The organism is Candidatus Eisenbacteria bacterium (assembly GCA_016867715.1).
Taxonomy (GTDB): domain Bacteria; phylum Orphanbacterota; class Orphanbacteria; order Orphanbacterales; family Orphanbacteraceae; genus VGIW01.
This window is the reverse complement of the sequence record VGIW01000093.1, coordinates 1-12,658: the sequence shown is the minus strand read 5'-3', so window position 1 is coordinate 12,658 and position 12,658 is coordinate 1. Positions and strand designations below refer to the sequence as shown.

Below are 12,658 nucleotides of genomic sequence, written 5' to 3'. Positions count from 1 at the left end.
GTCGAGGGGTCGAAACGCGCGCGGAGGGGCTTGCCGTCGAGCGAGACGCGCACCGTCGTCGGATCGATCCCGCTTCCGCCCTCATCGTCCACGACGGTTCCGGCGAAACGAAGCCCGCTCGGCCCTCGAACCGTCTCCCTCGGCTCCTCGATCACCGCGCTCGGGACGCCGCGCGCGAAGTACTCCGCGATCCCAAAGAAGTAGGCCTCCGCCTCCAGCCTTCTCTTCTCCGCGAGGAGGAGCTTCTTCTCGACGGGCGGATGCGAAAGGTACGAAGGCTCCCCAAGAACCGCCGGGAAACGGGACTCGCGGAGGACGTAGAAGTTGCCGGGAAGAACATCGCCTTCGGGGATCCCCAGGTTCCGGACGAGGTGCGCGTGAATCGCGCGCGCCGCGTCGAGCGAAGGGCCCTCGTCTCCGGCGCGATGGTAGGTCTCCACGCGGTTCCGCTCGCGATTCGTGTCCGCGTCGGCGTTGTGATGGATCGAGAGGAAGAGATCCGGCTCGAGCGAGTCGGCGATCGCGACACGCGCGGCGAGATCCTTCTCGAGGTTCGGTTCCTCGCTTTCCGCGAGCAGGTCCCGGTCGGAGGCGCGCGTGAGGTGCGCGTCCGCTCCGGCGTCGCGGAGCAACCCCCAGAGGTAGAGCGCGACGCCGAGGTTCACGTCCTTCTCCGCGAGCCCGTCGAGACCCACCGTCCCGGAGAAGCGCCCGCCGTGGCCCGGGTCGATCAGGATCGTCCGTCCGGCGAGGCGCGAGAGATCGAGATCGCGGGGCATCTCAGCGATCCCGCGGTAGAGCCGGTCGAGAGGCTCCTCGGGGGGCGGCGGCTTCGCGCAGGAGGAGAAGAAGAGAAGAAGGAGAGCAAGGATCCTCAATGTTTTCATGGCCTTCCAAGCACGAAGCTAGCACGCGCCGCCCGGTGGCGTCAACCGCTCGTCGCGCGCGCCGTTCCCCCGTCCGATTCCGGTTCCGAGGCGGCGTCCGCCACGGTATGATCAGGTCCGATTCGTTGCGCGGGACAAGCGGGGGCGACGAGGCATGCGGAGAGAGAACAGGAGGGAGCTGGGTTGAAGCGAACTATCGTGGCCATGCCCGGGGACGGAATCGGGAAGGTCGTTCTTCCGGAGGCGATCCGCGTGCTCGACGCGGTCGGCTTCGAAGCCGAGTACGTGCACGGTGACATCGGATGGGATTTCTGGATCCGCGAGGGGAACGCCCTTCCGGACCGAACGATCGCGCTTCTCGAGAAGCACCGGATCGGCCTTTTCGGTGCGATCACATCGAAGCCGAAGGACAAGGCGGCGGAGGAGCTCGATCCGAAGCTCCGCGGAAAGGGACACGTGTACTACAGCCCGATCGTCGGGCTTCGTCAGCGGTTCGATTTGGACGTCTGCATCCGCCCCTGCCGCTCGTTTCCGGGAAACCCGCTGAACTTCGTGCGGCGCTCTCGAGAAGGAGCGCTTGAGGAGCCGAAGGTCGATGTCGTTGTCTTTCGACAGAACACCGAATGCCTTTACGCAGGCGTCGAGTGGACGAACCCGCCGGACCTGGTGTATCAGGCGCTCATGTCCCATCCGAAGATGAAGGCGTTCGCATCGGCGCCGCGCGAGGAGCTCGCGGTCTCCACGCGGATCTTCACGAAGCGCGCGTGCACCCGGATCGTGCGCGCCGCCTTCGAGCACGCGAAGAAGTTCGGGTACAAGAGCGTCACCGTCTGCGAGAAGCCGAACGTTGTCCGGGAGACCTCCGGCATGATGCTGAAGGTCGGGAAGGAGATCGCGCGCGAGCATCCGGGCATCGCCCTCTGGGACACGAACATCGATGCCCAGATGATGTGGCTCACGAAGAACCCGGAGGACTACGGCGTGATCGTCGCCGGGAACATGTTCGGCGACATCGTCTCCGACGGGTTCGCGGGGCTCGTTGGCGGGCTCGGGTTCGCGTGCAGCGCGAACCTCGGCGAAACATGCGCCGTCTTCGAGCCGACGCACGGCTCGGCGCCCAAATACGCGGAGCTGAAACCGTCGATCGTGAACCCGATCGCGATGATCCTCTCGGCATGCATGATGCTCGACCATGTGGGCGAGACGGCGCGCGCGGAGAAGATCCGCTCGGCGATCGGCAAGGTGGTTGAGGAAGGAAAGGTTCGTACCTACGATATGATGCGTCTGCCGGGTTCGGCGAAGGCGCTCGATCAGGGAGCGGCTTCGACGGAGCGGATGACCGACGCGATTCTCGATCGTCTCGGCGGCTGAGGAAGCGGCCGGGGAGCGGAAGTCGGCGGGACGGGATCACCCCCGTCCCGCGTTTCGTCCAAGGGGGTTCGCCCGACCATGACGGATGCGATCCGCGCGATCGCTCTCTTCTCCGGAGGGCTCGATTCGACGCTCGCGATCCGCGTCGTGCGGGATCAGGGGATTCTCGTGCACGCGCTCCGCTTCCAGACCGGGTTCTGTCTCGTCGACGACCCCGAGAGGCCGCGCGCGAACCCGGGGGAGATCTACCGGACGGATCCCTCGGCCGCCGGCGAGAGGCTCGGCGTCCCGGTCGAGGTCGTCGACATCTACGACGAGTACTGGGAGATCCTCACGAAGCCTCGGCACGGTTACGGCTCGGTGATGAACCCGTGCATCGACTGCCGGATCCGCATGCTCCGGATCGCGAAGGAGAAGATGGCGGAGCGGGGCGCGCGGTTCGTCTTCACGGGCGAGGTGCTCGGGCAGAGGCCGATGACGCAGCACCGGAGAACGCTTCGTCTCATCGAAAAGGAGAGCGGGCTCGAGGGCTTCCTTCTCCGTCCGCTTTCGGCGAAGCTTCTCGATCCGACCGTTCCCGAGAAGGAGGGGTGGATCGATCGCGAGAAGCTCTTCGACTTTTCGGGGCGGAGCCGAAAGAACCAGATGCGCCTCGCCTCGGCGCTCGGCATCGAGGAGTACCCGACGCCGGCCGGAGGATGCTGCGCGCTTCTCGACCCGGTCTTCGCGAGCCGACTCGCCGATCGGCTCGAAAGGCTCGGCCCCGAGGAGCGGCTCGCGCGCGAGGAGGTCCACCTTCTCAAGGTCGGGAGGCATTTTCGCCTCTCTCCGGAAGCGAAGGTGATCGTCGCGAGGAACGAGGCGGAGTGCCGGGTGCTTCATTTTCACGCGCGCCTCGGATGGAGGCTGGAGGCGGAAGATATCCGCGGCCCGGTCGCCATCGTGCAAGGAGAACCGACCGAGGAGGATCTCCGCCTCGCGGCCGCGATCACGGCGTCCTACGGAAGCGGCAAGGGAGCCTCTTCGGTCCGCGTGCGGATCGAGCGCCGGGGGGAGAGCCGCGCGGAGGACGTGGCGCCCCTTCCGCGGGAGCAGGGAGCCGCGCTCCGTATCGAATAGGACCGCACGAGGAGGGAGGAAGGCATGTCGGTGCAGCCGGACCGCTGGATTCGAAGGATGGCGCTTGAGGCTCGAATGATCGAACCCTTCGAGGAAGGGGGCGCGCGTCCGGGGTTGGTCTCCTTCGGTCTCTCTTCGTATGGATACGATGTCCGGCTCGCGGGCGAGTTCAAGATCTTCACGGGTGAAGGATGCGACCGGATGGATCCGAAACAAGTGCGCGAGGATGCGTTCGTCGATCATCGGGGGGACGCGCTCGACCTTCCGCCCCATTCCTTCGTCCTTGGAAGGACCATCGAGTACTTCCGGATTCCGCGCGACATCCTCGCGATCGGTTTTGGGAAGTCGACCTACGCGCGCTCCGGGATCGTGGTGAACGTGACCCCCTTCGAGCCGGAGTGGGAAGGGCACGCGACGCTCGGCATCTCGAACACGACCCCCCGTCCGGCTCGGATCTACGCGAACGAGGGGATCGCGCAGGTGATCTTCCTGCAGGCGGCGGAACCGTGCGAGGTCTCGTATCGAGACAAGGGAGGTCGTTATCAGGCGCAGAAGACAATCACCCCCCCGCGCGTGTAGATCCGAAGCTCTGCCGCCGCCCCCCCGCGCGTTCTCGGCTCCGATCGCTCGGCCACCCGCCCCCGAGGGGCGGGAGCCTTCGGCTCCGTTGTCGAGGGGGCGGGTACCCGGCCTCGTCGATCAGGCCCGGAGGGGGAGGTCGGCCCGCCGAGCGAGCAAGAGCGCGCACCGTCAGGGTTGTCTCTTAGATCGACGATGCAACCACGGCGGGTGGCGGCGGCAGGTGTCCGCGAGAAGCGCAGCGACCAAGGCTCGGCGACTCGCGAGCATCGAGCGGACAGCCTCCGACACGACCGAGCCGGGGCTCCTCGTCGCGAAGAGCGACGGGGTGGCGAGGAAGCTCCTTCGCGCATGCGGCGCGAAGGAGAGACCCGCCGTCCGATGATGCAACCACTGCGGGTCCCGGACGACGCGATCTGTCTTCCTCCGGAGACGGGGGGTAGGGCTCGGCGGCGAGTTGCCGCGCGCCGCGCGCGGCATGTTTGAGCAAGCGACCCTGCCCCCCGGCTCCGGCTTTCCGTCTTCGCTGGATCGGATCCACATCTTCCTGCCCCGCTCACCCGCCGCGGTGGCGTTTCCAATAGGCGGACGCTGAGAACCGGACGAGGGGGCGGTCTCGCTTCGAAGCTCCTCGTTCCCGCCGGAGGCGTGATTGTCCATCCTCTTGGGCCTGTACTTGATACGGGTACCGCGGTTGACCGCTCGGGGCGCGGTCTGTACCATTGCCCGCGCGATCCTTCGAAGGGGCGAGGTACGTCATGAGGAAAGACCGATCGGCTCATTTCCGGCACATCCCCTCGGTGGAGCGACTCCTCTCGGATCCATCGATTGAGGAAGCGATCAGCCGGTTCCCGCGCGCGGTCGCGGTGGAGGCGGTCCGCGAGGCGCTCGACGAGGTGCGGGACGAGCTGCGGAAGGGACGCGGTCCCGCGGAGAGCGATCTTCCCCTCGCCGAGACCTATCGAGGACGGATCCTCTCGGCCGCGGAGCGGCGTCTTCGGCCGAGCCTTCGGCGCGTCGTGAACGCGACGGGAATCGTGATCCACACGAACCTCGGGCGCGCGCCTCTCGCCGAGGAGCTCTTCGACCGCGCGCGCGAGGTCGCCGTTCGCTATTCCAACCTCGAGTTCGATCTCGGGGAAGGAACGCGCGGGTCCCGCTACGTCCACGCGGAGAGGCTGCTCCGCGAGCTCACCGGCGCGGAAGCGGCGCTCGTCGCGAACAACAACGCGGCGGCGGTCCTCGTCTCCCTTCACGCACTCGCCTCCGGCAAGGAGGTGATCGTCTCGCGCGGAGAGCTGATCGAGATCGGAGGCAGCTTCCGCCTTCCGGAGATCATGTCCGCGAGCGGGGCGCGTCTTGTGGAGGTGGGCACGACGAACCGGACCCGCGTCGAAGACTACAGGAGGGCGATCACCCCCGAGACGGCCCTCCTCATGAAGGTTCATCTCTCGAACTTTCGTTTGGAAGGATACACGTCCGACGTGCCGCCGTCCGAGCTCGCCGCTCTCGGCGCGGAGCGCGGGATTCCCGTTCTCTACGATCTCGGAAGCGGCGCCTTCGCCCGCACCGGGCCGGACGGGGAGCCGACGGCGCGCGAGGAGCTGGCGCGCGGGCCGGCGGTCCTCACGATGAGCGGGGACAAGCTGCTCGGATCGGTGCAGGCGGGGATCATCCTCGGCCGAGAGGAAGAGCTCGGCCGGATCCGCCGCTCGCCGATGATGCGCGCGGTGCGCGTCGACAAGCTGACGATCGCCCTTCTCGAAGCGACGCTCCTGCAATACCTCGATCCGGAGCGGGTGTTCGAGCGGGTCCCCGTTTTGCGTTTGATCTCGCGGCCTCCCCATGCTATCAGACAAGACGCGGAGAGGCTCCGCGAGAAGGTCCTCGCGCGTCTTCCCGAGGGAGCGGACGCGGAGATCGTCGAGGGGGAGAGCGAGGCGGGAGGCGGCGCGATCGGGCAGCCACCGATCCCGACCTTTCTTCTCGCGATCTCCTTCGAGCGCGTAGCTCCGGACGACCTGGCGGCCGGGCTCCGCGCGTTCGATCCGCCGGTGATCGTTCGGGTAAAGAGCGACCGCGTCGTCGTTGATCCGAGGACGCTCTTCCCGGAGGAGATCGATCTCGTCGCCGACGCGATCGTCCGCGTCGCCTCTTCACTCGGGGAGCGGGCGAGCGGCGGAGAGAAGGAGTAGGGTCTTGGCGGAAACTCCGACCGAGGAAACGGTCGTTCTCGATCTCGGGACGGTTCATCTGGAGCGGTCGAACGCACCGCTCCTTCTCACGACGGACGAGCCGCTCCCGCCGGACGCGGATCTCTATTTTTCGGCGGCGCTCGATCGGCTCGGCGCCGCCGGCGGGCTTCCGCGCTTTCTGCTCGCGGCGACCGGAGGGGCTCCGCGCGACGCGGGGCTCTTCGCCGTCGGGCTCGCTCGGGTGGCGGCGGCGCGGGGGATGGATGTTCTCCTCGCCGATCTGTCGGTCGACTCCCCGGTCCTCGCGAGACCATTCCCTTATCAGGCGGAGGAAGGCGTGACCGACATGATTCTCTGGGGCGCGTCGTTCCAGGCGGTCCAGAGACGCACGCGCCACGAGAAGATCCGCGTCGTCTGCGTCGGATCGCCCCCGCCCGATCCGGAGCGTCTCTTCGAGGAGCCGGAATGCGACGCGGTTCTGAACACGCTTCGCGGCGAATCGGAACTCGTCGTGGCGGTCGGCCCCCTTCGCACGGCGAGTGGCGCGCTCTCCCCGCTCCTTCGAAAAGCGGACCGAGTTCTTATCGTCCGCGAGGAGGGGGAAGAGCTTCCCGACCTTCGCCGGACCCTTTCCGAAGATCGTTTGGCGGCGGCGGCGGTCGCGGCGGAAACGCGCGAGGCGCGCTCCGCGGCGCCCGCTTCAAGAGCCGGGGCCCGCGGGGACGCGAGGAAAGAGAAGGAACGGATGGAGCGGAAGCGGATCCCGGTCGGCCGAATCGCCGCGGTATTCGCCGCTCTTTCGATCGTATTAGGAATCGTTATTGCAGGTATCTATCTTCGAATGCGGGAGGGTTCCGAGGGAGAGCGCGGGCTCGCGGCGCGCCCGGCGGCGAGCGCTCCTCCGGTTCTCGGCCGAGCGGAGACTCCGGGGGCGGAGACCCGCTTCGAGGTCGCTCGCGAGGAGGCGCCCGCGGAAGGCGGGGATGTCGCCGCAGGTTTGCCCGCCGCGGTTCCCGCGGGGGACGCGGGGGAGCCGGTCCCGCGCGCCGAGGGCGAGGAGGAAGGCGCGCTTCCGGGTGGGACGACCGTGGAACGGCTCGCGGCCGGCGCTCCCGAGGATGTTCCGGAAACCCCCTCGGAGGAGAGCGCCTCTCCCCGCGCGGAGGCGCCCATCCCGGCTCCTCCCGCGGCGGTTCGCGAGGAGGCGGCGCCCTCCCCCGGCGCCCCACTCTACGCCGTGCACGTCGAGTCCTTCCCGACGCGGGAGGACGCCGAGCGAGGCGCGCGCCAATACCGCGAAAGCGGGGAGATCGTGACGATCATCGAGAAGGAGATCCCGGAGAAGGGGATCTGGTATCGAGTTCTTCTCGGCCGCTTCCCGTCGAAGGAAGACGCGGCGGCGCATGCCGAAGAGGCGAAGGAAACCTACGGACTTTCGTACGCTCTCGTGGTGCGGACGTCTCCCTGACGGTCCGCGCCGGAGGACGGAATGTATCTCAAACAGATCGATGTTTTCGGCTTCAAGTCGTTCATGAACAAGCTCGAGCTCCGCTTCGGCGAGGGGATCACCTGCATCATCGGGCCGAACGGCTGTGGAAAATCGAACATCTCGGACGGGATTCGGTGGGTTCTCGGCGAGCAGAACGCGAGGCTTCTCCGCGGCGAGACGATGGACGACGTGATCTTCAACGGGACGCGTACCAGGAAGCCTCTCGGCATGGCGGAGGTCTCGCTCACGATCTCGAACGCGTCCCGGATCTTCCCCGTCGACTTCTCCGAAATCCGCGTGACGCGCCGGGTGTACCGGTCGGGCGTCAGCGAGTACCTGATCAACAAGAGCCCTTGCCGACTCTTGGACGTCCGCAATCTTTTCATGGACACCGGCCTCGGCAGCTCGGCCTACGTTCTTCTCGAGAGGAACATGGTCGACCATCTTCTGAACGACACCTCGGCGAATCTTCGCTTCATGCTTGAAGAAGCGGCCGGCATCATGAAGTACAAGACGCAGGAGAAGATCGCGGTCCGCAAGCTGGAGGCGACCGAGGGGGATCTCGTGCGCATCCGCGACATCGTCTCGGAGGTCGAGAAGCGGGTGCGCACCCTTCGCCGGCAGATCGTGAAGGCGCGCCGCCACAACGAGCTCACCGAGGAGATTCGCGCGCTCTCTCTTCTCGCGGGGCGGCTCGAACTGGAACGCCTTCAGGGCGAAGAGACGGAGCTCTCCGCCCGCCGCGAGACGGTCTTCCGTGAGCTGCACGAGATCGTGTCGCGTCTCGCGGGGGTCGAGGCGGGCATCGAAAGCGATCGCCTCGTTCTCCGTGAAAAGGAGGAGGGGCTCGCCGGAGCGGAGGGAGTTCTCGAAGGAACCGACGAGGAGATCGAGAGGGTCGAGAGCGGTCTTCTCGTTCTCGAGGAGCGCGAGCGGGGAGTCTTGGCGCGCCGGACCGCCCTCGGGAAGGAGATCGAGGAGGCGAACGAGCGGATCTGCCGCACGGCGGAGCTTCGCTGGACGCGGGCGGCGGAACGCGAAAAGGCCGCGGAAGACATCCGGACCGTTGAGGAGGACCTCCGGCGGAAGAAGGAAGAAAACGGACGCATCTCGGAGAAGGTCGCCAACTCCCGCGCCGAGCTCCTTCAAAGGAAGCAGCAGACGCTCGATCTCTTCCGCGATGAGTCGGAAAAACGGAACGAGCTCGGGAATCTCGAGACCCGCTTCGCGCATCTCGTCGAGCGGGAAAACGTTCTCGACGCGCGGATCGCGGGGCTCGAGCGCGAGGAAGCGGCGCTCGCGGAGCGGGCGGGGGCGGCGGACGGGGAGCACGAGAGGCGGAGCGTCGAGGCGCAGCGGCTCCGCGGCGAGCGCGACCGGGCCGAGGAGGCGCTCGACCGGGCGCGCGCGCAGGCGCAGGAAATGGCGGAGGGCCTCGTCCTTCTTCAAGGGAAGCGGGAGAGCCTCGAGGCGACGCTTCAGTTTCTTCACCGCATGCGGCGCGAGTATGAAGGCTACCGCGACGGCGTCCGGACGATCCTCACCGAGAACCCGAAACCGGAATCGGTTCTCGGCGTGGTCGCGGAGATGATCGAGGTGGACCCGCCCGAGTTCCTCGCGGCGTTCGAGAACGCGCTCGGCGAGTCGCTCCAATGCCTCCTCGTGGGAAGAGACGAGGACGCGCTCGACCTTCTCCGCTTTCTCCGCGACAACGAGAGGGGATGGGCGGCGCTCCTCTCCGGCGAGCGGGCGCGGGGCGCGCTTCCGGATCTTCCGCACGGGCTTCTCGAGGAGAGCGGCGTGATCGGGGCCGCCTCCCGCTTCGTCCGCTCCGGCGGCGAGACCGAGGCGATGGTTCGCTTCCTTCTCGCCGATGTGGTCTTCGTCCGCGATCTCGAGACCGCCGCCCGTCTCGCTGGGGACGATCGCTGGCGCGCGTACCGGTTCGTGACCCCATCGGGCGAGGGGGCGCGCTTTCCGGGCGTCCTCCACGGGGGGGCGCGCGGCGGAAACGGCGTCGGGGTTTTCGAACGCCGCTCGCGGATCGCCGAGGTCGAGGCCGAGCTCAAGGAGGCCTCGCGGGGCGTTTCCGAGATGACCGCCGCGAGGGAGAAGGCGGACCGCGTCTTCGAGGCGTGCCGCGCGGAGAGGGATCGCATCGTTCCCGATCTCGACCGGATCGCGCAGGAGGTCGAGGAGGCGGGGCGCGAGAGAGCGCGAGTTCACGCGGCGCTCGAGAGCATCCGCGGGACCGTCGCGGGGCTCCGCCAGGAGAAGGCGGAGATCGCCAGGGAGAGAGGGGCGGGGGAGGCGCGTCTGGCGGGCGTTCGCGCGGAGTTCCAGGTCCTCGGGGCGGACGGCTCGGAAGCGGATCGCTCGCTTCGAGAGATCGAGGCGGAGATGGTGGAGCTCGAGATGCAGCGGGATGAGGCCAGACGGCTTCTCGCCGCGGCCGAGGTCGCGCGGGCCGAGGCGGAGGGGAGACGGAGCGCGCTCTCCGCCGAGCTCGACTCCCTGGAGAAGCGGGAGGGAGAGCTTGCGGAGGAGGTCACGAGGAAGCGCGAGGAGCTCGCCGAGGCGGCCCGAACGCTCGAGGAGACGTCCGCCGCCCGCACGACGCTTCTCGCGGAGGAAGGGCGTCTCGCCGAGCGGCGGCAGAAGGAAGCCGCAGCGCGCGACGAGATCCTGGTCGACGTGAACCGGCTCCGCGGGGAGATCCGCGCGCGCGAGGACTCGATTCGTGGGGACCGGAAGCGCAAGGAAGCGTTGGCCGAGGAGAACCACGCGCAGGATCTTCGCCTTCAAGAGGTTCAACTACAAAGAAAAAATCTTCTCGAGCGGATCCGGGAGGAGTTCGGGACGACCCCGGAGGAAGCGCCGCCTCCGGGTGAAACCGAAGAGAGAACCGAGGAGGAGATGCGCGAGCGGATCGCCGCTTGCAAGGAAGGCCTTCGCCGGCTCGGCCCCGTGAACCTCGTCGCCCTCGACGAATACGAAGAGGAGAACGATCGGTACGAGTTCCTGAAGGCCCAGGAGGAGGATCTCCTGAAGGCGAGGGACTCGCTCAAGGAGACGATCCGCACGGTCGATCGGAAGGCGCGCACCCTCTTCCTGGAGACGTTCGAGCGCGTGCGGGGGAACTTCCGCGAAACCTTCCGCACGCTCTTCGAGGGAGGCGAAGCCGATTTCAACCTCGTCGATCCGTCGGATCCTCTACTTTCCGATATCGAGATCGTCGCCCGCCCGGGCCAGAAGCGGGCGCAGAAGATCGCCCTTCTTTCCGGCGGCGAGAGGGCGCTCACGGCGATCGCGATCCTCTTCGCTCTCTATCAAGAGAAGCCGAGCCCGTTCTGCATCCTCGACGAGCTGGATGCTCCGCTCGACGACGCGAACGTCGGCCGGTTCCTCGAGATGCTGCGGCGCTACACGGACCGGACGCAGTTCGTCGTGATCACGCACAACCGCCAGACGATGGAAGCCGCGAACTACCTCTACGGCGTGACGATGGAGGAGGCGGGCATCTCCCGCGTCGTCTCCGTGCGGCTCGGGAGGCAGGCGCTCACGAAGGAGGAGGAGGAAGAGCGGATCGCGATGATCCAGGGCGGGGGAGCCTGAGGGGGCGAATGGGTCTTCTCGAGAATCTCCGGCGCGGTCTCCGGAAGACGCGCGAAGGTCTCGTCGAGTCGCTGCGCCGCGCGGCGCGAACCGAAGGCCCCGACCGTTTCGAGGATCTCGAGAGCGCGCTGATCCAAGGCGACGTCGGCGCGCGTGCGGCGGCCCGCATCTTGAAGAGAATCGAGGGACAGAACGGCGATCCTTGGGACCTTCTTCGCGAGGAGGTCGAGCGGATCCTCGCGGGAGGAGGCGAGGCGCGGGCGCAGGCGTCCGACGCGCGCCCGCACGTCGTTCTTCTCGTCGGCGCGAACGGTTCCGGGAAGACGACGACCGCGGGGAAGCTCGCGGCGCGCTACGCGTCCCTCGGGAAGAGCGTTCTCCTCGCCGCGGCCGACACGTTTCGCGCGGCGGCCATCGAGCAGCTCGAGGTGTGGGGAGAGCGAGCCGACGTCCACGTGATCCGCCAGGAGCGCGGGTCGGACGCGGCATCCGTCGCGCACGATGCGCTCCGCGCGGCGATCGCGAGAGACGCGGACATCCTCATCGTGGATACGGCGGGGCGGCTCCAGACTCGGACGAACCTGATGGAAGAACTGCGGAAGATCCGGCGCGTTCTCAAGAAGCAGGGCGCGGCCTATCCGCAGGAGACGCTCCTCGTTCTCGACGCGACCACGGGGCAGAACGCGGTCTCCCAGGCGAAGAAGTTCCGCGAAACGGCCGAGGTGGACGGGATCGTCCTCACGAAGCTCGATGGGACCGCGAAGGGGGGCGTGATCCTCTCGATCCGCGAGGAGGTCGATCTCCCCGTCCGCTACGTGGGGGTCGGAGAGCGCGCGGAGGATCTTCTCGACTTCTCCCCCGCCGAGTTCGCGCGGGCGCTTCTCGATTGACGCGGAGGCGCCGGAAGGGGAGGGCTGCGCGTTGGAAGAGGCGATCCGGAAACAGTACGAGGTCTTTCTCCGCGTCGCGGCCGAGATCGAGGGGATCGAGAGTCTTCAGGAGAAGCTCGATCGCATCGCCGCCGGGATCGTCGAGGCGGAGACGTACCGGCGCGCGCTCATCTCCCTCCTCGACGATTCCTGGAACGTCGTGCGGATCGGTTCGGCGGGGATCGATCCGGAAGACGTCGAGCGGATCCGGAAACGCCCCGCCCTGACGCCGGACGAGCGGCGCCGCCTTCTCGACGAGCCTTTCCGCCTCGGCAGCTCCTACTTCATCCCCCACGACGACCAGACGGGGCGAGAAGTTCTCGGCCGTGCGATCAAGAGCCGCCGCGACGCCTCTTCGTTCGTCGATTGGCATCCGGACGACATGCTCTTCCTCCCGCTTCACGGCCGGGAAAAGAAGGTGATCGGGACGCTCTCCGTCGACGATCCCTTCGACGGCCGGCGTCCGACGGCGGA

Annotated in this window: 9 protein-coding genes; 8 read left to right on the top strand and 1 reads right to left on the bottom strand. The window is 67.5% G+C overall.

What is annotated here, in order from left to right; genetic code table 11:
• Positions 1-887: N-acetylmuramoyl-L-alanine amidase (locus tag FJY73_12220; GenBank protein MBM3321432.1), on the bottom strand; the 887-nt coding region annotated here is incomplete at its 3' end.
• 204 nt (positions 888-1,091) lie between these two features.
• Between FJY73_12220 and FJY73_12215 the strand changes: the two genes are divergently transcribed.
• The 8 genes from FJY73_12215 to FJY73_12180 form a co-directional block, all read left to right on the top strand.
• Positions 1,092-2,258 (top strand): isocitrate/isopropylmalate dehydrogenase family protein, encoded by a 1,167-nt coding sequence (locus tag FJY73_12215; protein MBM3321431.1) that lies wholly within the window; start codon positions 1,092-1,094, stop codon positions 2,256-2,258.
• A gap of 78 nt (positions 2,259-2,336) precedes the next feature.
• Positions 2,337-3,377, top strand: a complete 1,041-nt coding sequence (locus FJY73_12210; GenBank protein MBM3321430.1) for a thiamine biosynthesis protein — start codon at positions 2,337-2,339, stop codon at positions 3,375-3,377.
• 24 nt (positions 3,378-3,401) lie between these two features.
• Entirely contained in the window at positions 3,402-3,956 is a 555-nt protein-coding gene (locus FJY73_12205) for a dCTP deaminase (GenBank protein ID MBM3321429.1), read from the top strand.
• 758 nt (positions 3,957-4,714) lie between these two features.
• On the top strand, positions 4,715-6,151 hold the full coding sequence (locus FJY73_12200) for an L-seryl-tRNA(Sec) selenium transferase (GenBank protein MBM3321428.1): 1,437 nt from the start codon (positions 4,715-4,717) through the stop codon (positions 6,149-6,151).
• Positions 6,152-6,155: 4 nt separating this feature from the next.
• On the top strand, positions 6,156-7,619 hold the full coding sequence (locus tag FJY73_12195; protein ID MBM3321427.1) for an SPOR domain-containing protein: 1,464 nt from the start codon (positions 6,156-6,158) through the stop codon (positions 7,617-7,619).
• Between the two features lie 21 nt (positions 7,620-7,640).
• On the top strand, positions 7,641-11,255 hold the full coding sequence (gene smc / locus FJY73_12190) for a chromosome segregation protein SMC (protein MBM3321426.1): 3,615 nt from the start codon (positions 7,641-7,643) through the stop codon (positions 11,253-11,255).
• A gap of 8 nt (positions 11,256-11,263) precedes the next feature.
• Positions 11,264-12,145: a signal recognition particle-docking protein FtsY gene (ftsY, locus tag FJY73_12185; GenBank protein MBM3321425.1), complete on the top strand. Its 882-nt coding sequence runs from the start codon at positions 11,264-11,266 to the stop codon at positions 12,143-12,145.
• Positions 12,146-12,176: 31 nt separating this feature from the next.
• Positions 12,177-12,658 (top strand): hypothetical protein (locus FJY73_12180; GenBank protein MBM3321424.1); only part of this gene is annotated, 482 nt, incomplete at its 3' end.

Coding starts and splice junctions, on each gene's coding strand:
- FJY73_12215 (MBM3321431.1), top strand. CDS start 1,092: ATGCCCGGGGACGGAATCGGGAAGGTCGTTCTTCCGGAGGCGATCCGC.
- smc (MBM3321426.1), top strand. CDS start 7,641: ATGTATCTCAAACAGATCGATGTTTTCGGCTTCAAGTCGTTCATGAAC.
- FJY73_12205 (MBM3321429.1), top strand. CDS start 3,402: ATGTCGGTGCAGCCGGACCGCTGGATTCGAAGGATGGCGCTTGAGGCT.
- FJY73_12210 (MBM3321430.1), top strand. CDS start 2,337: ATGACGGATGCGATCCGCGCGATCGCTCTCTTCTCCGGAGGGCTCGAT.
- FJY73_12200 (MBM3321428.1), top strand. CDS start 4,715: ATGAGGAAAGACCGATCGGCTCATTTCCGGCACATCCCCTCGGTGGAG.
- ftsY (MBM3321425.1), top strand. CDS start 11,264: ATGGGTCTTCTCGAGAATCTCCGGCGCGGTCTCCGGAAGACGCGCGAA.